The sequence below is a fragment of the Sporofaciens musculi genome (assembly GCF_009830285.1).
In the GTDB taxonomy this organism is placed as follows: domain Bacteria; phylum Bacillota; class Clostridia; order Lachnospirales; family Lachnospiraceae; genus Sporofaciens; species Sporofaciens musculi.
The window spans coordinates 243,866-263,643 of record NZ_WUQX01000001.1; the positions used below are offsets into that span (position 1 = coordinate 243,866).

17 protein-coding genes and 1 pseudogene are annotated in these 19,778 nt (G+C 43.5%); 6 read left to right on the forward strand and 12 right to left on the reverse strand.

Annotated features, from left to right (window positions below):
- Positions 1-79: 79 nt before the first annotated feature.
- Positions 80-376, forward strand: a pseudogene (locus tag GN277_RS01190) (nucleoside recognition protein); the annotation flags it as partial.
- An 82-nt stretch (positions 377-458) separates the two neighbouring features.
- Here GN277_RS01190 and GN277_RS01195 read toward each other — a convergent pair.
- From GN277_RS01195 to GN277_RS01205, 3 genes are read right to left on the reverse strand one after another with little or no spacing between them, the layout of a single operon-like run.
- A complete protein-coding gene (locus GN277_RS01195) occupies positions 459-1,298 on the reverse strand; it encodes a carbohydrate ABC transporter permease (protein ID WP_159749140.1) in 840 nt (279 codons plus the stop codon).
- Positions 1,298-2,125: a sugar ABC transporter permease gene (locus GN277_RS01200; protein ID WP_330587031.1), complete on the reverse strand. Its 828-nt coding sequence runs from the start codon at positions 2,123-2,125 to the stop codon at positions 1,298-1,300. Before GN277_RS01200 ends, GN277_RS01195 begins: the two co-directional genes overlap by 1 nt.
- Positions 2,126-2,165: 40 nt before the next feature.
- Positions 2,166-3,473: a sugar ABC transporter substrate-binding protein gene (locus tag GN277_RS01205; protein WP_159749144.1), complete on the reverse strand. Its 1,308-nt coding sequence runs from the start codon at positions 3,471-3,473 to the stop codon at positions 2,166-2,168.
- A gap of 200 nt (positions 3,474-3,673) precedes the next feature.
- On the opposite strand from GN277_RS01205, the gene GN277_RS01210 reads away from it, so the two are divergent.
- From GN277_RS01210 to trhA, 4 genes are all read left to right on the forward strand, one after another.
- Positions 3,674-4,276 (forward strand): RNA polymerase sigma factor, encoded by a 603-nt coding sequence (locus tag GN277_RS01210; RefSeq protein WP_159749146.1) that lies wholly within the window; start codon positions 3,674-3,676, stop codon positions 4,274-4,276.
- Positions 4,260-4,424 carry a hypothetical protein gene (locus GN277_RS01215; RefSeq protein WP_159749148.1) on the forward strand — a complete coding sequence of 55 codons (165 nt, stop codon included), beginning with the start codon at positions 4,260-4,262 and terminating at the stop codon, positions 4,422-4,424. The genes GN277_RS01210 and GN277_RS01215 overlap by 17 nt, the downstream gene beginning before the upstream one ends.
- 237 nt (positions 4,425-4,661) lie before the next feature.
- Positions 4,662-5,309 carry a hypothetical protein gene (locus GN277_RS01220; protein ID WP_204162687.1) on the forward strand — a complete coding sequence of 216 codons (648 nt, stop codon included), beginning with the start codon at positions 4,662-4,664 and terminating at the stop codon, positions 5,307-5,309.
- A 308-nt stretch (positions 5,310-5,617) separates the two neighbouring features.
- On the forward strand, positions 5,618-6,280 hold the full coding sequence (gene trhA, locus GN277_RS01225; RefSeq protein ID WP_159749152.1) for a PAQR family membrane homeostasis protein TrhA: 663 nt from the start codon (positions 5,618-5,620) through the stop codon (positions 6,278-6,280).
- Positions 6,281-6,292: 12 nt separating this feature from the next.
- Here the strand turns inward: trhA and GN277_RS01230 are convergent, their stop codons facing one another.
- The 8 genes from GN277_RS01230 to ileS form a co-directional block, all read right to left on the reverse strand.
- A complete protein-coding gene (locus GN277_RS01230) occupies positions 6,293-6,814 on the reverse strand; it encodes a hypothetical protein (RefSeq protein ID WP_159749154.1) in 522 nt (173 codons plus the stop codon).
- 9 nt (positions 6,815-6,823) lie between these two features.
- A complete protein-coding gene (locus tag GN277_RS01235; protein WP_159749156.1) occupies positions 6,824-8,350 on the reverse strand; it encodes a hypothetical protein in 1,527 nt (508 codons plus the stop codon).
- Positions 8,344-8,874 carry an ImmA/IrrE family metallo-endopeptidase gene (locus GN277_RS01240; protein WP_159749158.1) on the reverse strand — a complete coding sequence of 177 codons (531 nt, stop codon included), beginning with the start codon at positions 8,872-8,874 and terminating at the stop codon, positions 8,344-8,346. Before GN277_RS01240 ends, GN277_RS01235 begins: the two co-directional genes overlap by 7 nt.
- Before the next feature lie 114 nt (positions 8,875-8,988).
- Positions 8,989-9,258 (reverse strand): GIY-YIG nuclease family protein, encoded by a 270-nt coding sequence (locus GN277_RS01245; protein WP_159749160.1) that lies wholly within the window; start codon positions 9,256-9,258, stop codon positions 8,989-8,991.
- 290 nt (positions 9,259-9,548) lie between these two features.
- Positions 9,549-10,298, reverse strand: a complete 750-nt coding sequence (locus GN277_RS01250; protein ID WP_159749161.1) for a M23 family metallopeptidase — start codon at positions 10,296-10,298, stop codon at positions 9,549-9,551.
- A gap of 44 nt (positions 10,299-10,342) precedes the next feature.
- The gene (locus GN277_RS01255; RefSeq protein WP_159749163.1) at positions 10,343-11,227 is read right to left on the reverse strand and encodes a SpoIID/LytB domain-containing protein; all 885 of its coding nucleotides are present in this window, start codon (positions 11,225-11,227) and stop codon (positions 10,343-10,345) included.
- Positions 11,228-11,286: 59 nt separating this feature from the next.
- Positions 11,287-13,758: a glycogen/starch/alpha-glucan phosphorylase gene (locus tag GN277_RS01260; protein WP_159749165.1), complete on the reverse strand. Its 2,472-nt coding sequence runs from the start codon at positions 13,756-13,758 to the stop codon at positions 11,287-11,289.
- A gap of 60 nt (positions 13,759-13,818) precedes the next feature.
- Complete coding sequence (ileS, locus tag GN277_RS01265; RefSeq protein WP_159749167.1) at positions 13,819-16,968, reverse strand: isoleucine--tRNA ligase; 3,150 nt, start codon at positions 16,966-16,968, stop codon at positions 13,819-13,821.
- Positions 16,969-17,426: 458 nt separating this feature from the next.
- Between ileS and GN277_RS01270 the strand changes: the two genes are divergently transcribed.
- Complete coding sequence (locus GN277_RS01270) at positions 17,427-18,308, forward strand: hypothetical protein (protein ID WP_244324547.1); 882 nt, start codon at positions 17,427-17,429, stop codon at positions 18,306-18,308.
- A 65-nt stretch (positions 18,309-18,373) separates the two neighbouring features.
- Here the strand turns inward: GN277_RS01270 and GN277_RS01275 are convergent, their stop codons facing one another.
- Positions 18,374-19,777, reverse strand: a complete 1,404-nt coding sequence (locus tag GN277_RS01275) for a D-alanyl-D-alanine carboxypeptidase family protein (protein WP_159749171.1) — start codon at positions 19,775-19,777, stop codon at positions 18,374-18,376.
- Position 19,778 lies beyond the last annotated feature (1 nt).

Below are 19,778 nucleotides of genomic sequence, written 5' to 3' on the forward strand. Positions count from 1 at the left end.
TGAACTGGAAAGTTTTCTTAAATCGACAAACAATTCCACGGTTCAAAAAAATATTTAAAAAATTCGTGTCACTACCTTGACACAAGGGGGGCTTCGTGCAATGGATGAATTAGGGAAATTAGAGGAAGACCGAAGGAGAGGACGGATTGCGGGACCGGTAAGGCAACGGGGAGTCGCCAGCAATGAGATGTGCACATTTCTGATTATTAATATTTCTTCACTGCAGTTGATTCCTGTGAATGTGATTGCCTTCCGTAGCCAGTACGGAAGTGTGAATCCGGCAGGGATTGTGGGCGCGGGGATTGTGGCGACAGCAATTAGTACGGTGGTGGCTGTAGTTTATTGTAAGATGATGGATGGAAAGCGGAGAGTATAATACTCTCCGCTTATAGATTTATTATAACAATTCGTTGTGTGCAAAACAGATAGAGACTATAGAAATTATCCAAAAAAAGACTCTATCCCTTCACCGCTCCTCCCATCATCCCAGAAATCAAAAACCTCCGAAACACCAACGCCGTAACCGCCGGCGGGATAACCGCAATCATCCCCGCAGCCGCCGTCAGCCCATATTGAACAGAATCCTTCGTCATGAATTCAGACACCACGATGGCAACCGGCTTCGTCTCAAGAGAGGACGCAAGAATCAGCGGTATCTGGAATTGGCTCCATGTATTCAAAAACATAATCAACGCCGCCGACAGAATAATCGGATAGGACGTCGGCACAATAATTCTTAAAAAAGAGGCAATCCTCCCACAGCCGTCAATCAACGCTGCTTCCTCCAATTCCTTGGGTATCGTTGCAAAATAATTGGACATGAGCCACGTCACTAAAGGCAGATATGAACTGACATACACCATAGAAAGCCAGAACACATTATCCAACCAATGTCTCGCTACGAACAGACGGAACAAGGGAATAATCGTAGCCATCACAGGAATTACCATGGTAATCAGAAGCAGATTCTTAATCAAACGCCTCCCCCGAAACTCCATTCGGCTTAACGCATACGCGCTCATCATTGAAATCGGTATCCCAAGCAACAGCGTCGCCCCCACAGCCTTTAACGCATTTTTAATGCCCATCATCAGAACAGAGCCCTTCTGCGTCCCTTCCGTCAAAAGCTCACGGTAATTGTCAAATGTAGTCGCCTTTGGCAGCAGATTCGTACTCTTTTCCATCATGGCATATTCCGGAGTTACGGACAACACAAACGTCCACAAAAACGGTCCCATTGTTAGAATCAGAAAAACTGTCAGGGCAGCCAGATAACCAATCCTTTTCCCAATTTTCATCAGTATTCCACCTCCCTGTTAAGATTCCTAAGGTAGAACACACCCAGAATTCCCGCAAACAACATCACGAGATAAGTAATGGCGCTTCCTTTTCCAAAATCCAGGAAGGAAAATGTAGTCAGATAGCTTTCCACCAACAGATTCTTTCCCAAATCACTGTATCCCGACAGCGCGATAATCTCATCAAACACGTTAATCGCCGTGACAGAGGTTGACGTAATTCCAATTCCCAGAAACGGCAGCATCAGCGGCAGAGTTATCCTCTGGAAAATGGTTCGGCTGTTTCCACCGTCAATCCGCGCCGCCTCATAGATCCCGTTGGGAATAGACTGCCTCCCCGCCAGACACACCAAGGCCATAAACGGGATACTTCTCCAGGTCACAACCAAAGAGACAATCACAAGTAAGGACCACCTAGAGCTGAGCCATTCAATAGGCTGGCTCACAAACCCAAGACCTATACAGACTTTATTCATAAACCCATATCCGGAAGAAAACACAAATTTCCATAAAATTCCATTTACATAAGGCGGAAGCGCCCATGGCAGAATTGCCACCGCCAACAGAAGCCCTGACCATTTCACATCAATATTAAGGAAAATTGAGACCAAGAATCCTAGTACTGTAGTCAATATCACCACCACTGCCAGAATAAACAACGTATTTTGGAAACTGTACCAGAAAGAATCTGATTTCAGTATCGTCCCATAATTGCGAAGCCCCACTACACGGATGTCTGCTGGCGCCGTCAGCTTCCATTTTTTTAGGCTATATGAAAATGTGGCTATAACCGGATAAAATACTAATACACCCATGATTAGAATCATGGGTGACAGTAAAAGATAAGGTAATATCTTCTTTTTCATATTATTCTGCCGCAAGCTCGGCAACCTTCGCCTCCATCTCTGCGTAAGCCTCGTCCGCGGACAGCTCTCCTAATGCCATCTTATTGATTGCATTGTACATCGCATTGCTCATCTCAGAATAATAAGCCGGAATTCCATCTGGGAATGGAGATGCAATCAGCTCAGCCTGTTCCATCATGGCGCCTGCATTCTGGATTGTTCCATTATCAATCAGCTTCTTCAACACAGAATTTCGAGTTGGAATTGCCGTATTCGTTTCGTTCAGCTTTTCCTGCATATCGGCAGAAGTATACCACTCGATAAATTTCTTCGCATCCTCTTTATTTTCAGAGAACTTCGTAACACCAAGAGCCTCCGGAAGCGCCATGGTAACGGTAGCTTTTGCATCCTTCCCTGGAACCAGAATCGGCGTAATCTCACCAATCACGCTGCAATCATCCTCATTTGTACTCTTGGATACAAAAGAAGTCGGACCAGTCAGGAAATTAGCAGAACCGGATAAAATCCTCTTGTAAGCATCCATACCAGAAGAAGTCTTATCAGCAGGATCAACCAATTCATCCTTAATCAGATTCTCCTCATACTTCAAGGCTGCAAGCACAGAATCCTTATTCAAAGTCCCGTCGTCGTTAAATACAACACCATTCATGGTATAGGCAAGCCACATCAGATATGTGGAGGTCTTCTCCTCCGCATTCAACGGCAGAGCAAAAGGATAATCACACACACCCTTCTCTTTCAGGGTCTTACAATTCTGGTAAACTTCATCCCATGTCTGAGGTTCTCCGCTGATTCCTGCATCCTCGTACTGCTTTGTATTGTAGTAAGACAGACGGTAATCATTGGCATACGGAATAGCAAGCACTTTTCCGTCCTTGGTAAATGTCTCCAACGTCGGCATATCAGACTTTACATCATCGGCTACCTCAAGAGGCTCCAGCCAGTCAGCCGCATAAAACTCACCTACCCAGGACCAATCCACTTCCACAACATCTGCCACAGCCTGTCCCCCTGCTGCCGCTGTTACCAGCTTGTCACGGATATCATCCCATCCAACCTCATTTACAACAACCTCAATCCCCGTCTCGTCGGTAAATGCTTTGAGCTGTTCATCTGTAGGAATCGCCCAGTCAGGAGCCATGAACGTAATACTGCCCCCTTCTTTACCCTCCTTGTCCTCTTTGTCCGTACTTTCTGCACCGTCCGTATTAGATGACGTGTCTTTGGGATCTTCTTTACCGCCGCAGCCGACTGCCATAGACGCAGCCATAGATGCAACAAGTAACATGGTGATTAGTTTCTTTTTCATTGATTTCCTCCTTCGCAATGACATATAAATAGGTTTCTCCAAACATTATATCAGTATACATATCAGCCTTCAAATTGATATAATCAATATATCAGTTTTATTTATTGATAATATTTATATATCATTTGCTTTAAAATTGAAACAGAAGCTTCCCACAGTACGTCTAATAGATAGAAGGATAAAAAGGAGGGAAACAGCACATGGATGAACTGATCCAAAAAGCAAAACAAAAAAATCCGGATGCTTTTGAAGAACTAATCCGTCTGCACATGCAAAGTATGTACAAAGTAGCCAAAGCATACCTTTCATCAGATGAAGATGTGGCAGATGCGATACAGGAAACCATTATTACCTGTTACGAGAAAATTTCGTATCTAAAAAATAATGCTTATTTCAAAACGTGGATGATAAAAATACTGATGAGTAAATGCTGCAATATCCTAAGAAACAAAAAAATGATGGATTCCTTAGAGGAACCAACAGAGCAGCCAATTTTCGACAGGAGTTTTGAGGAATTGGAATGGAAGGAAGTCATTCAGCTCTTAGACGAAAAATACCGCATGGTTATGGTGCTCTATTATATAGAAGGATTTCGTACCGGAGAGATTTCCCAGATTCTTGACATGAATGAAAACACGGTACGCACCCGCTTAAAGCGCGGACGTGAAGAACTTAGGAGTATTTATCTCAATGACAAAAGGAGGGAGAAATCCAATGGAAGAAAGAAAAGTATGGCTCGAAAAGCTGCAGGAAGACGCCGAAATACCGGAAATTGTATATCAAAAAGTGGAACTGGCTTTTGACAGAATACGGACTGTACCTAATCCGACAGGCGCAAGAAAAATGAAGGTAAAAACAAGCGGCAGCAGAAAAAAATACGCTATCTTCATACTGGCGGCTGTTCTCATGATTGGCACACTGTCAGTCAGCGCCGCCACATATTTTCACTGAAATGACAAGTTCAAGGAAGAATATAAGGTCACGCCAGAGATCGAGAAAAAACTAAACGAATCCAATACAGCAAAAGAAATAAATCAGTTTACAGAACATGACGGTATACGGTTTGAAGCTGTCCAATCCGTTGCAGACGAAACTGCTGCCATTATCGTCATAAAAATCTGTGGAAGCGAACAATTCCCTCTACGGACACGCATGAACTTCCGCAATATAGATATAAATGTGGGAGATATGGAAGATAAGGTTTCCATAGTGGCAAACCTCCTTGAATCCGACTCGGATGCACAGCCTGACGATATATGGAACGATGGATGGACATATGAGCTGATATTAGTAAATAACGAGGAGGGCAGCCTGCTTGGTAAAGAGATAAAATTAACATTTACCGATATTATCGATTCTTATGAAGAAAAACGCACCCTCACAGAATTACCTCCTCTTCTGGAATCCGTATGGGAGCTTTCAATCGTTCTGGACAATGAGGATAATGGAAAAGAGTATGAAGTGAACCAACAGATAGCCAGAACAGAAGCAAAAATAAATAAAATTCGTGTATCTCCAGTCGCCTTCACAGTTGATTTTGACTGGAAACGCCAGATGAAAACAGAGACCTCTATAGGTGCAAACGGCGAGACAGAAGCCTTCGAGCATGCGGTGAATCCCCCTGAACTTATGGGAGTCGTTCTCGAAGATGGAACTGTACTGGAAAATATTACTGATTTTTACAATGGACATTACACAAATGAAGAATTTACACAATACCAAGCAAGAGGGGTGTTCAACCAATTTATCGAATATGAAAACGTGAAAGAGCTGATTTTTTATGCGGAGGGTGAAATCGGTATGGAGGCCGAGAAAGTATATGTGTCTGTAAAATAATAGTAACAGTGAAGCCGGAAGGCTGAACTGTTGTTACTGTTCACACCCATGGTGTTCACAGTAACGAATCCGGCCTATTTAAAGTTGCCTTACGGCAAGAGGCTGGATTCTGACCCCATTACCGTACTGGCCTGTAGCCGTGCAGCGTAGTGCACGGCTCAGGAGTGAACAGTAACGAACTGTTACAAATAATATGAAAAATTTGCTTATTATGCTTGCAATTTATCTTCACAGGGTATAATATAAATATATCACAACGTAGTTTTTAAAACTACATGTCATGTTTTGTTATACTAGGAGGTAATTATATGTCACATACACTCGAAGAACATATCAAAGACCCAGGAAGCGCGATTACTCATTTTATCGGAATGTTAATGGCAATATTTGCAGCCGTTCCCTTACTAATCAAGGCAGCCCATGAACCAGGCAGGATTTACGTAATCTCCATTGCAGTATACGCTGTAAGCCTGATTCTGCTGTATGCTGCAAGCACCACATACCATACATTTAACCGTTCGGAGAAGATAAACACCATCTTAAAGAAGGTAGACCACATGATGATAAGCGTTCTGATTGCAGGAAGCTACACTCCCATCTGCCTGCTGGTACTCGGCGGCAGAACAGGAATTATCCTGCTATGTATCGTATGGGGAATCGCCCTCATTGGTATCCTGCTTAAAGCCTTCTGGGTATACTGTCCAAAATGGATATCCTCTGTCCTCTATATCGGAATGGGATGGACCTGTGTACTCGCATTTACCCAGATTCTAAACTCCATGTCTGTTGCCGCGTTCGCATGGCTTCTGGCAGGCGGAATTATCTACACTGTAGGCGGAGTCATCTATGCACTGAAGCTTCCGCTGTTTAACAGCAGGCATCGGTACTTTGGGAGTCATGAAATTTTCCATCTGTTCGTAATGGGTGGAAGCGCATGCCATTTTATCGTAATGTATGCATTTGTACTGTAAGCAAAAAGAGTACTATATGAAGACAATAGATATCATTAGGAAAACCATCACTATAATATCTATGAAAAAGCTTATATTAAAGCAAGTTTGTTTTCTTAATGTAATTCTGGCATTTGATATTATCTCCTCACAGTAGTCTCTTTCTAGTTGGGGGAAGCTGCCTATATTTTTACCAGTTTCTCCCCAATATCTTCCATATAGTTTTTGGAGATATTGATCCCTTTCTAAAGACGCTATATACGCATAATGCAATAAATTAGCTGTTACTATTTTACCAGAGGTTTTTTTCATGCTATCATTAACTGGATAAAACGCCCACATTGAAACAGCCATGGACATAATTAATCCTATAAAAATAACACTGGATAAAAGGGAACACCCCTCTGCAACACTTGTTTCTGCCAAAAAAGCTGCCATTGCAACATTAAAAGCAATCATCGCCCCATTCTTTGCCTCCAAAAAATGGAGCCAACTATTGGTATTATCGAAAATCCTCTGTAACAACTCACTCCTATCGTTAATATTCTGTTCCATATCTCTCCTCTACACGCAAGGCAGTGTTCTTATCATCTTAAAAGCCTGCTTAAGCGTCTGTTCAAAGTCCGGTACTTTACTTAGATAATTTTTATTAATATCCGGCAACTCACTTTCCGTAATCCATTGAACTTTCTCATGCTTGTCATTTGCCTTAAAATCTTTTGGCTCATAATCCCCGATTATCCTTGCCAAAGTAATAATTCCCTTATCCATCTTCTCCCCATCGCTTAATTGAGAGTTATGTTCAATCTGGTACAAAGCAATAGGAATAGGCTCTTTAATCTCCCTTGTGTCATCAAGGACAGGGGCTATTTCAATATTAAAGTCCTGCTGGTATTCTTCTTTAATCTTCTGAGCAATACTCTTATCAATCACAGCCTTTGCACAACCAAATTCCCACGCCCCTTTATGCTTCTCCCTGCCATCTGCCCTTTTTGCTACAAGAATTTTAATCTTCTCCCCCTCTTTTTTAAAACAGACTGCCACACAATGAATCTGCATTAATTCCGTATTGATAAATCTAGTCTGGTCATAAGTGGCCTCTTTAATCAGTTGCTGTAGCCGTTCCATCTTCTCTGTCAATTCTCTATCCTGTAATATCTTGTTCAACGCATAGAGAGGATTCGTATACATCCCAACATCTCGAATAATCTTTTCATCCTTATTAGACTCCCGATTGTCATAATACTCTTTGAGCAGATCACTCTCATCACACACATCAAACGTAAAACTATTCTGAAATTCAAGCTCTTTCTTATAAACATCACAATACGCTTTGGGGTCGTGATACCAAATAACAGGGTATAGTTTATCATTCCAAATACCCTTAAGCCTTCGGTACGTTATGATATGTAAACAAGACAGACTCCCCGTCTTTTGCGCAATTAGATAGGCCAATTCATAACTCAGAATCATACGACCATCTTCCGTATGTCTGGCAATACGAAAACCTGTATCAATATCATTGCCCAAAAATTCAAATATATCGTGCCCTTCCTGAGACTGATATCTTTCAAAAATATTATCCGCATTTTCCAACAGAATGTCTTCACTTTCAATATCCCCAACATCAGTTACGGCAGCCAGCCACGCAGCCGTCTTTAAAGACAGAATATTCTGAAGTTTCATCATATTAAAATTCTGGTTAAAATTAAAAAAATCTCCTTTCTTAAGTCGATGAATTGTCGAAACCATAATTCTAAATATTCGGCTCACATATTCACACAATTCATCTTCATCACGGATCTTAATTATAAAGATTGCCTCGTCTCCCAACACTCTCCACATCTCAGAACTCTTAATCTGATTTCCAACTTCCCTACGAAGTTCTTTGAAAAGAAGATTAAGAACCTGTGCCCATCCATAATAATTAATAGTCTTATATGCTGTAGAATTTACAATATCAAAAGAAAAGAACAGAACTACATCTGGCTTCCTGCTAGCTGGATGTTCTTCTGTCCTCTCTTTCTCTTTTGGTAATGAATCAATCTTGCTTTGTATTGACTGTAACGCTTCTCTTTTTCTTTCTACCATTTTAAATACCCTAACCATTTTCCCCGATTCGCCGCCGCACTCACCGAAACATGAAAATATCTGGCAATCTCGGCAGTATTCACTAAGCTTCCATCTGTATGTTCATCCATCACTCTTTTATATTCATCCTGAGGCATCAAAAATGCCGCCGCAAATTCGTTTGACTGATATTCCAATTCAGAGTTTCCATTCCGATAATATGAAATATAGTCTTGCTTTTTCCATCGCTGTTCATTCGTCTGAAATCCCATGTGCAGAAAGAGATGTCCTAATTCATGCGCTATGGTAAAATTCCTTCTTTCTTCCGTCTGGTATGGAGACACTTTAATTATAAAAGAATCTGAACCAGACTTTCTTATCTTACCATCAGAAAAACTGTCTATCGTAGGATCTTCTTTTACAGTACCTCCCATAGAACGTACCACTTCATCTATATTGGTAATAGGAATCTGTATATCATAAATATTTATGACTTCCTGTGTCATAGCATCAATAAGTTCTTTCATTTTATAGTTCAATGCCATATGGAGACCTCCTTCCTCCTTTATTATATGTTATTTTTTCTAAAAAAGCTACACTTATATATTTGTATTGTTCTTTTGTTATTATACTAAATTTTTTTACTTTTTGCAACCTTTTCAGAACATTTGTTCTTTCCTTCCTCCCTCCTGGCTGGCAACCATCTTCTCCTTTTCCTTCTTCTTCATCCGCTTAATTGCATACTCCCGCTTCATTGCTTCTTCTCTTGTAGAAAACTCCTCGCAATAAACCAGCTTTACAGGACGCCTTGACTTGGTATACTTGGCGCCTTTTCCCAAATTATGCGCATTAATACGCTTCTTAAGATTATTCGTCCATCCTGTATACAAAGTCCCATCCTTACACCGCAATATATAAGTATAGTTCATAACCTTTCTCCCGACTCTTTCGTATATCAAGATTATATCCCATATCACCAAAAAATCAAAGGGCTATCTATACGCTCTTATAGGACTCTTAAACATACCTTACTGGACGAAGTCCACCAGCCCGAAGGGCATGTATTACGGTGTGCCCTTGGGTATACATTAGTGGACGAGGTTTACTTACACATAAAAATATCCCATACAGACAAGCCCTGTCATTTCCTGCTTGCCTGTATGGAATACCTGAACTAACTCAATCTGCCTGAAAGCCCATATCGTAATTCCTATATATCTTACTCCTCCAGATATTCAACCGGATTAATGGGCTGTCCGTCTTTACGCATCTCGAAGTACACGTTGCTTCCTTCTACACTATAGTATTTCGTTGGCTGGCTCACATATCCAATCACACTTTTCGCCTCTACATAATCCCCGACTTTCACAGGAACCTCCTTAAGCTGCCCATAGAACAGCTCATATCCATTTCCAATATCCACGTTGACTGTCGTTCCAGTCTCAGCCGTCACATCAATGGACTTCACAATTCCTGTAGTTCCGCAGATTACCTGGTCTCCCTCTGCACCAGAGATGACCACAGCCGGATTGTACTTATACTGGTCCAATGTTTGGAAATATACCGTCTTGTCCATACTGTAGCTCATAATAATCGTACCGTTGACCGGCCACAGCAGTTGGCTGTTCTCATTAAATGTAATCGCCCTGCTGCTCCCTTCTGTCTGCTGTACGTCTGTACTGTCCGTCTGCTCTGTCGTATCCTCTGGAGTCGGCTCCTCCGGCTTTTCTTCTGGTTCGTCATCTACCTTATTGTTAATCACAAGGTTATTTGCTTCCTCTGCTGGTTCCTTCTTCTTCTCATCTTTTGTATCATCTTCTTCTGCAAGCGCAAGCTTCTCCTTCTGCTGCGTCCGTTTGTAGTCATTAAATGTATATGTTCCCACTAACGCAATAGCTGCCACGAAACAGACTACGGCCGCAACAGCAGCACTTCTCTTTTTCTGTGAAGGTCTTTGCCTCTTGTTCATCTTATCACCACCTCTGACTATATTTTTGCCAGATAGTGATAGACTTATTCTACGTCCAGTAATATTTCTGCGACTTCTTTTATCTCGGTTCCTTCAAAAAAATATTGTAAAATAGAATCGTATGTACCTCCCTCCTTAGCCATCTGATTTGCAGAATACTGGCTCATTCCAAGTCCATGACCTTCGCCTCTCGTGGTAATTCGTATTTGTCCGTTGTAACGCTGCAGCGTGAAACATCCGGAAGCAAGGCCATAATTATTACGAAATTCTTCTCCGCTGATATTCTCCTGACCGACCCGCACACTCAACACATATCCGGCAGTATCCGCAGCCGTAATCTCTGCATCCATATCCTCCGCCATAACAGTTCGTATCTGCTTCTCATTTTCAATATCGTAAGGGCAGTCCACAATCTTGAGATATGGATAGTCTTCACTCCCCAAAACCTCCTTCCCGTCACGGGTACAGCCATTACTTAATCGGAAGAACGGCGTCAGCGCAAGATTTTCCCCATAAAGCAGCACCATTCCTTCCGTGTCTTCCCAAGCCTCCTCAAGTTTACGGTAATACTTCGGATATTTATTTCCCCAGGCAGCCTCCATCTGCTTCTGTGTCCAGAATTCCTCCTCAAGCACAGTATCTTTGCCCGATTCCTTAATCTTCCGGTAAACCTCTGTCCGAACCAGTACTGCCTGTGCCTTCAATGCTTCTTTCTCATAGGATGCGGGTATCACCTTCGCCAATATCCCGATACAGTATTCTTCAATAGGCATCTCCGATTCCTGCTCCCCGCTCCTTACCTTTACCCTTGCACTGTCAACGTGGGAATAAGAAGTAATGCTTGACCCATTTAAAAACACCGTGATAACATATGGCAGCAAAATGATGATAATCAAGTAGCACCCCAGTCTTTTAAGTTTCAGCCGCATAAAAAATACCCTCCCATACACTGTATGGAAGGGCAGGCTGTTTTATGCCAAAATTTTTATTATTCTACTTTTACGTCAATCTTTACCGGATCAAGTTTCCAGATATCCTCCACATACTCACGAATCGTACGGTCAGAAGAAAACTTACCGCAGCATGCCGTATTCAACAACGCCATCTTAGCCCATCTTTCCTTATCACGATAGGCCTCCTCTACCTTCTGCTGGGCCTCTGCATATGCACGGAAATCCTTCAGAATAAAATACATATCTGCTCGGTTTCCACCCTTTGTCGTAAGCAGAGAATCGTAAAGGTCACGGTACATCTCCGTATTGCCATTCGCATAAGTACCGTCAACCAGTTGATTAACCACTCTGCGCACATCCTCGTCATTGTTATAGACATCCCATGGATTGTAGCCGCCGTTCTGCTCGTAATTGATAACCTCATCCGAACTCAGACCGAAGATAAATGCATTCTCAATACCAACTTCTTCTACAATCTCCACATTTGCGCCATCCATAGTTCCCAGAGTCGGCGCGCCGTTCAGCATGAACTTCATATTACCTGTACCGGACGCTTCCTTAGAAGCCGTAGAAATCTGCTCACTCACATCCGCCGCCGCAAAAATCCATTCTGCATTGGATACACGGTAATCCTCGATAAATACTACCTTAATCTTTCCATTGATGCTACGGTCATTATTTACCACATCTGCAACAGAATTAATGAGCTTGATAATCTCCTTTGCCCTGATATATCCTGCAGATGCCTTTGCACCAAAGATAAAGGTTCTTGGGAAGAAATTCTTCTCAGGATGCTCTTTAATCTGGTTATACAGATACATCACATGAAGGATATTCAACAACTGCCGTTTATACTCATGGAGACGCTTCACCTGTACGTCGAAAATAGAGCGCGGGTCTACCTCAATTCCATTATGCTTCAAAATATACGCTGCCAGGAATTCCTTATTCTTATACTTAATCTCCATAAATTCTTTCCAGGCATCTGGATCATCCGCATACTTCTTAAGTCCGGACATCAGAGACAGGTCTGTAATCCAATCCTTTGTGCCAAGCTTCTCCGTTACCCAATCAGCCAGCCTTGGATTTCCATGCATGAGAAAACGTCTCTGGGTAATGCCGTTCGTCTTATTATTAAACTTCTCAGGCATCAACTGATAGAATTCTTTCAACTCCTGGTTCTTAAGAATCTCTGTATGCAGCCTTGCAACACCATTGACTGAATAACCTGCAACAATAGCAAGATGGGCCATCTTCACCTGTCCATCTCTCAAGATTGCCATCTTCTTGACCTTATTCTCATCTCCCGGATAGGTCTTACGGATATGTTCAATAAATCTGCGGTCAATCTCCTGCACAATCTGGTATACACGCGGAAGCAGCCTTGAAAACAAGTCAATCGGCCATTTCTCCAACGCCTCCGCCATAATGGTATGATTGGTATAAGCACAGGTCTTTTTTGTAATCTCCCATGCTTCCTCCCATCCAAGTCCCTCCACATCCAACAGAATACGCATCAATTCTGCTACGGCAACCGTGGGGTGAGTATCATTCATCTGGATAGTCATCTTCTCATACAGCTTCTTAATATCATCATGATTCTTCTTATACTTCGCAACTGCTGCCTGAAGGCTTGCAGATACGAAGAAATACTGCTGCTTCAGTCTCAATTCCTTACCAGCATAGTGATTATCATTGGGATACAGAACTTCTACAATATTCTTCGCAAGATTCTGCTGCTCAACTGCCTTGTGGTAATCGCCGCGGTCAAAGGACTCTAACTGGAAGTCCACAATCGGCTCAGCATCCCAGATACGCAAGGTATTGACAACATTGTTATTATAGCCCACAATCGGATAATCATAAGGAACCGCCTTGACAGACTCATAATTCTCCTGAACAAAATGAATCTTGCCTTTATCATCATATTCAACACGGATATTTCCGCCAAAACGTACCTCCTTGGCATATTCCGGCCTTCTCAGCTCAAAAGGATTACCGTTCACAAGCCAGTTATCCGGCGTTTCTACCTGATAGCCGTTCTCAATCTTCTGCTTGAACATACCATAACGGTAACGGATACCACAGCCATAAGCCGCATATCCAAGGGATGCCAAAGAATCCAGGAAGCACGCTGCCAGACGGCCAAGACCGCCGTTTCCAAGAGCCGGATCCGGCTCCTCATCCTCAAGCAGATTCAGGTTCACACCCATCTCCTCTAAGGCTTCCTTCACTTCCGTGTAAGCTGTCATGTTAATCAGATTATTTCCAAGTGCCCTTCCCATCAGGAACTCCATAGACATATAATAAACAATCTTCGGATCATCCTTCTCATACTGCTTCTGTGTTGCAATCCAGTTGTCAATGATCGCCTCCTTCACAGCATAGGAAACTGCCTGATACAACTCCTGCTCTGAGACCTCCTCAATCTCCTTACGGAACAGATGTTTTACATTCTGCTTAACTTCCTTCTTAAATGTCTCTTTCTCAAATCTCGGATTATACATATTTTTCCTACCTCTTCCTTTCCCCTGCGGGGCAGACAAAAACTGCCCCCCAAAGTAACGTTATTTCCTCTCAACTCCAAGAGTTACCATCTCACCGTTAATCTTCCATTCCTTCACATATCCTGCCGGTGCAGCTTTCGTAACCTTCTGCGCAAGAGTTTCCTCTCCAATGGTATCTCTATTAGCGGCAAATACCGCCTCTGCCTTGTCGGTTCCCTCATAGGTAATCTCAATCTGATCCATAACCTCGAACCCTGCTTCCTTACGCATGGTCTGTACTTTACTGATAATCTCCCGCACAAAACCTTCCTCAAGAAGTTCTTCTGACAGGTTCGTATCCAGAACAACCGTAATACCGTTGTCATCCTCAGATACATATCCCTCCATCTGAGCGCTTTCAATCAGTAAATCCTCCCGTGACAGTACAACCTCCTGACCGTCAATCTGAAGCTTCAAGGCATCCGTATCATTTAATTCATCCATAGCAGCATTGCCATCCATAGAACCAAGCATTGCCCTGATTCCATTTAACATTTTACCATACTTTGGACCCACTGTCTTTAGTTGAGGTTTAAAAGAATATGTCGTAAAATCACGAACCTCTTGTGTAAATGTCATAGATTTTACATTCAATTCATCTTCTACAATCTTTTGATAAAATTCCGGAAGTTCAAAATCCGCCTTCACATACATCCTGCCAATAGGTTGACGATTTTTAATATTTGCCGTGTTCCGGCACGCACGGCCCATGACAACCAGCTTTAACACCTTATCCATGTTCGCCTCAAGCTCATGGTCAATACATGACTCGTCCGCCTTCGGGAAATCACACAGGTGGATACTCTCCGGTGCGCTCTTATCCACACTCTTTACAAGATTCTGGTAAATGTCCTCTGTCATAAAGGGAATCATCGGCGCCGCCGCCTTACTCACACCAACCAGCGCTGTATAAAGAGTCATATAAGCGTTAATCTTATCCTGCTCCATTCCCTTCGCCCAGAAACGCTCACGGCTTCTTCTTACATACCAGTTGCTCATGTCATCCACAAACTCCTGTAATGCTCTGGCGGTCTCTGGAATCCTGTAATTCTCCAGATGGCTGTCCACATCCTGAATCAGCGTATTGAGCTTGGACAAAAGCCACTTATCCATAACTGATAGCTTATCATATTCTAATGCATATTTTGTCGCGTCAAATCCATCAATATTCGCATATAATACGAGAAATGCATAGGTATTCCACAAAGTTCCCATGAACTTTCTCTGTCCTTCTACGACAGCCTTTCCATGGAAACGGTTTGGCAGCCATGGCGCGCTGTTCACATAGAAATACCAGCGAATGGCGTCTGCACCATATTTCTCCAAAGCGTCAAAGGGATCTACTGCGTTACCCTTGGACTTGCTCATCTTCTGCCCCTTCTCATCCTGTACATGTCCAAGAACAATAACATTCTTATAAGGCGCCTTGTCAAATATCAGCGTTGAAATTGCAAGGAGAGAATAAAACCATCCGCGGGTCTGGTCCACCGCCTCGGAAATAAAGTCCGCCGGAAACTGCTTCTTGAACAATTCCTGATTCTCAAAAGGATAGTGAAGCTGCGCAAACGGCATGGCGCCGGAATCGAACCAGCAGTCAATTACCTCCGGTACTCTATGCATCTCTTTTTTGCAGACCGGACACTTGATGGTCACTTCATCAATGTACGGGCGATGCAGCTCGATATCCTCCGGACAGTTATCCGACATCTCTTTTAACTCTGCAATACTTCCAATAGAGTGCTGATGTCCGCATTCACACTCCCAGATATTAAGCGGAGTCCCCCAGTAACGGTTACGGCTGATACCCCAATCCTGAACATTCTCAAGCCAGTCACCGAAACGTCCCTTTCCGATGCTCTCTGGAATCCAGTTGATGGTATTATTGTTTGCAATCAAATTTTCCTTCACGTCCGTCATCTTGATAAACCAGGATTCACGGGCATAGTAGATTAACGGGGTATCACATCTCCAGCAATGAGGATAGCTGTGCTCGAAATTCGGCGCATCAAAAAGCATTCCCCTTGCCTCTAAATCCTTCAATACCTCTGGATCTGCCTTCTTCACAAATAATCCGGCAAATGGCGTCGATTCCGCCATATTTCCCTTTTCGTCTACTAACTGGACGAAGGGCATGTTATACTTCCGACAAACCTTGGCGTCATCCTCACCAAACGCAGGCGCAGTATGAACGACGCCTGTACCGTCTGTCAGTGTAACATAATCGTCGCAGATCACATAAAAGGCTTTCTTGTGCTGATTGGCGATTCCGTCTGCCGCACACTGATACAGCGGCTCATACTCCTTGTACTCCAAGTCTTTGCCCTGGTAAGTTTCAAGCACCTCGTAGGCCTTTTCTCCCTCCTTCGCAAGAGAACCAAGCACCGTATCCAAAAGAGCCTCTGCCATATAATAAGTATATCCGTCGATACATTTCACCTTCGCATAAGTCTCTGTGGGATTCACGCAGAGTCCCAGATTAGAAGGCAGAGTCCAAGGCGTTGTCGTCCACGCCAGGATATACGCATCCTCCCCCTTTGCCTTAAAGCGTACAATGGCAGAACGCTCTTTCACGTCCTTGTAGCCCTGAGCCACCTCCTGGGCGGAAAGAGGCGTTCCGCAGCGGGGACAATAGGGAACAATCTTGAAGCCCTTGTAAAGCAGACCCTTATCCCATATCTGCTTTAACGCCCACCACTCGGACTCAATGAACTCATTGTGATAAGTGACATAAGGATTCTCCATATCTGCCCAGAACCCGACGGTACTGGAAAAATCCTCCCACATTCCTTTATATTTCCACACACTCTCTTTACACTTGTCGATAAATGGCTCAAGACCGTATTCCTCAATCTGCTCCTTGCCGTCAAGTCCCAAAGCCTTCTCCACCTCAAGCTCTACCGGCAGTCCGTGAGTATCCCAGCCTGCCTTCCTTGGAACCTCATAGCCCTTCATGGTGCGGTATCTTGGAATCATATCCTTAATTACACGGGTCAGAACATGCCCGATGTGGGGCTTGCCGTTAGCGGTCGGCGGCCCGTCGTAAAACATATAAAGCTCGTTGCCCTCTCTCTCTTCCATACTTTTTTCAAAGATATGGTTCTCCTGCCAGAACTTCTCGATCGCTTTCTCTCGGTCAACAAAGTTCAAATCTGTTGAAACCTTTTTATACATATGCTCCTCCTTCTTATACATTGTTGGACGAAGTCCACCAGTCCTTTGGGTATACTTAAGCCAAAAAAGCTCTCGTCCTGAATAGGACGAGAGCTAACCTCACGCTTATAAACCACCTAAACATACAATCATATGCCTTCCCTGTAACGGGGGAACTCCGTCAGCGCCTACTTAACCTTCTGGGTATCCCAATAGATACCTCGTCTTTCGACAGCCGCAGCTCGGAAGTGATATTCAGACATGCCTTACTCGTATCAGGCTTCCACCCTCCCTGACTCGCTGTAGCTTTCCGATATGTCTTACTGTCTCCGTCAACACTTTTTCTGTGTGGGTTTAATTATAGTCAAAACCCAGGATATCGTCAAGAGTTTTTTAAACCTCATTCGCAGAAATCTTATTTTTCTACCATATCCTGTCGATAAAAAAAATAGAATAAAGTGTCATTATACAAGTAGGAGGTGAATATTTTGAACTTTTTCACGATGCAATCATTGGGTAAATATACAAAAACTATGGAAATGCAGATGAAGTGGCAGCAGAAGAAATCAAACAATGACTTTACTGCAGACGGCACTACAAAATTAACTGATCCAATCGCACGGCAGGCAGAACAAATCCGTTTAGCCCAGGCGGACGGCTCATCCAAGCTTTCTTCACAGATCAGAGCGAAGCTGGCAAGCGGCAAGAAATTATCGCGGGAGGAAATGGAATATCTGCAGAAGAATGATCCTCAGACATATCAGAAAGCAAAAGCGCTGGAAGAAGAACAGAAAAGTTATGAGGAGGAGCTTAAAAGGTGTGAGACGAAGGAAGATGTCCAACGCGTGAGAATGAATCGTACGGCAGCTTCTCTAAGCGTAGTCAAAAGTGTTGAGAGTAATTCTGCTATACCCGAAAGCGCAAAGCTTGGAATCATGTGGCAGGAGCTCATGAAAAGCAAAGCTTTAGAGGAAACCCTTAATACATTTATAGAAAGCGGCAGATATGCCCAGCTTCCCACAGAAGCAGAAAAACTGGAGGCAGAAAAGGCTCTTGAAGAAGCAAAAGCTGCAGAACTTGAAATCGAAGCTTCCGAAGAAACTATGGATGATACAGATCGCAATAAGAACGAAGTAAGTGCAGACAGTGTGACGGAGGATATTCTAAAGGATACAGTAAATGATACTTCACTCCATGAAGCTGAGCAAAGAAACCGAGCTATTTTGCAAGAGCACAAAATGACACTTGCGGAAGCTGAAACAACGCCGGAAGCTCTAAAAGTAAAACGTGCCAAAGCCCATGCTGCGTATAAAGAGAACCAAGTCGAAATCCCTGAACAGATTATGGATTTAAAAAATTAAAACAAAATATTTTGAAAAAACCGCTGTAAGTCCTGTATTTCAAGGTCTTACAACGGTTCTTTTCTTCATTGGCTGTTCCTTTTAATCTTCCTTTTCTTTCTTTTTCCGTCAAGAATTAGCTTCACAAGAATTGCCACTAACCCGACAAGCAGGACTCCTGCCGCGCCAAGGGCACATTTCTTTATTATCTCCTTGTCCTCAAGGAGCCCTTCCTTCTTAGCCTCTCCACCTTTCACATTCTCCTGCTTCTGCGCTTTTTCTGCCTCCTGCTTCTCATAATAAGTCTGGCTTAAGACCGCCCTGACACTTCCCACAGGATTACCCTGAAAGCTGTACGTCAGAACACCCTCTTTGTCAGCTTCTTCGTCCGGCACAATCTCCATATCTAAATCCTGGAACTCAACTCCATTGGGCACGACGATATTCTTCTCAGCCAAAATCTCAACCACATCCTCCGACTTCTCATTGGCCGCCGGAAGCGCCTTGCTGAAATTAGCAAAGCCATACTCCAACAGGTTCCTGGTATCCGGATAAACATTCACCCCATGAGTCTTAAGCACCACACATACAAGCTGCATATCCCCGTTGTCCGCCATTGTAACCAAGGTTGACAGCGCCTCATCTGTATATCCGGTCTTTCCGCCAATCGCAAACTCATAATAATTGGCGTTGCCCTCCTTCAGCATCTTATGCTTTTGCTGGAAAATATGCTCCTCCGTAGTCTCAGACGCCGGAATCGTATACTGCAAAGTCTGGACAATATTAAAAAATTCCGGATGCCTGAACAGCTCACGGCCAATTAACGCCATATCCCTGGCACAAGTATAATGGTTATCATCATGCAGTCCGTGAGGATTGACAAAATTAGAATTCTCCCCGCCAAGCTCTTTGCATCTGCTATTCATCTGCTCTATGAACCAGGCATAATCATGTTCCTTATTCTTTCCCACATTCTCGGCAACCCCATAAGCGACCTCATTTGCCGAGGCAAGAAGGGTAGCGTACAACGCCTGCTCAAGAGTGATCTGATTGCCTTCCTTCATACCGATATAGGCATCACCTGGCTCTAAAAAGGCAAGGCTCTCATGGGAAAATACCACAGGGTCTGTAAACTCACCGTTCTCTAGCGCCACCAGCGATGTCAGAAGCTTCGTAATACTCGCCGGAAAATGATGGTCATCTATATTCTTCGCATATAAAATCGCGCCTGACTCCACCTCCATGACAATGGCTGCTTCGCCATACGTCCCTGGCGCCTGAGGCCAGCCCTCTATCTCATTTGACTGAACCGGCATAGCATAGACTGTGTCCAACTCCTGCTGAAGACGTTGTTCCTCTGTCAACTCCCCCTGCTCCTGTGCAGGGGGCGCCTCACCCTGCCCTGCATCAGTAGCAGATGCGGCCGTCCCCAGACATATCCAAAGGATTGCCGCCCAGGCGGCAATCCATATCTGTTTTCTCCGTCTCATA

Coding starts and splice junctions, on each gene's coding strand:
- GN277_RS01195 (WP_159749140.1), bottom strand. CDS start 1,298: ATGAAAATTGGGAAAAGGATTGGTTATCTGGCTGCCCTGACAGTTTTT.
- GN277_RS01200 (WP_330587031.1), bottom strand. CDS start 2,125: ATGATTCTAATCATGGGTGTATTAGTATTTTATCCGGTTATAGCCACA.
- GN277_RS01205 (WP_159749144.1), bottom strand. CDS start 3,473: ATGAAAAAGAAACTAATCACCATGTTACTTGTTGCATCTATGGCTGCG.
- GN277_RS01210 (WP_159749146.1), top strand. CDS start 3,674: ATGGATGAACTGATCCAAAAAGCAAAACAAAAAAATCCGGATGCTTTT.
- GN277_RS01220 (WP_204162687.1), top strand. CDS start 4,662: ATGGAAGATAAGGTTTCCATAGTGGCAAACCTCCTTGAATCCGACTCG.
- trhA (WP_159749152.1), top strand. CDS start 5,618: ATGTCACATACACTCGAAGAACATATCAAAGACCCAGGAAGCGCGATT.
- GN277_RS01230 (WP_159749154.1), bottom strand. CDS start 6,814: ATGGAACAGAATATTAACGATAGGAGTGAGTTGTTACAGAGGATTTTC.
- GN277_RS01235 (WP_159749156.1), bottom strand. CDS start 8,350: ATGGTAGAAAGAAAAAGAGAAGCGTTACAGTCAATACAAAGCAAGATT.
- GN277_RS01240 (WP_159749158.1), bottom strand. CDS start 8,874: ATGGCATTGAACTATAAAATGAAAGAACTTATTGATGCTATGACACAG.
- GN277_RS01245 (WP_159749160.1), bottom strand. CDS start 9,258: ATGAACTATACTTATATATTGCGGTGTAAGGATGGGACTTTGTATACA.
- GN277_RS01250 (WP_159749161.1), bottom strand. CDS start 10,298: ATGAACAAGAGGCAAAGACCTTCACAGAAAAAGAGAAGTGCTGCTGTT.
- GN277_RS01255 (WP_159749163.1), bottom strand. CDS start 11,227: ATGCGGCTGAAACTTAAAAGACTGGGGTGCTACTTGATTATCATCATT.
- GN277_RS01260 (WP_159749165.1), bottom strand. CDS start 13,758: ATGTATAATCCGAGATTTGAGAAAGAGACATTTAAGAAGGAAGTTAAG.
- ileS (WP_159749167.1), bottom strand. CDS start 16,968: ATGTATAAAAAGGTTTCAACAGATTTGAACTTTGTTGACCGAGAGAAA.
- GN277_RS01275 (WP_159749171.1), bottom strand. CDS start 19,777: ATGAGACGGAGAAAACAGATATGGATTGCCGCCTGGGCGGCAATCCTT.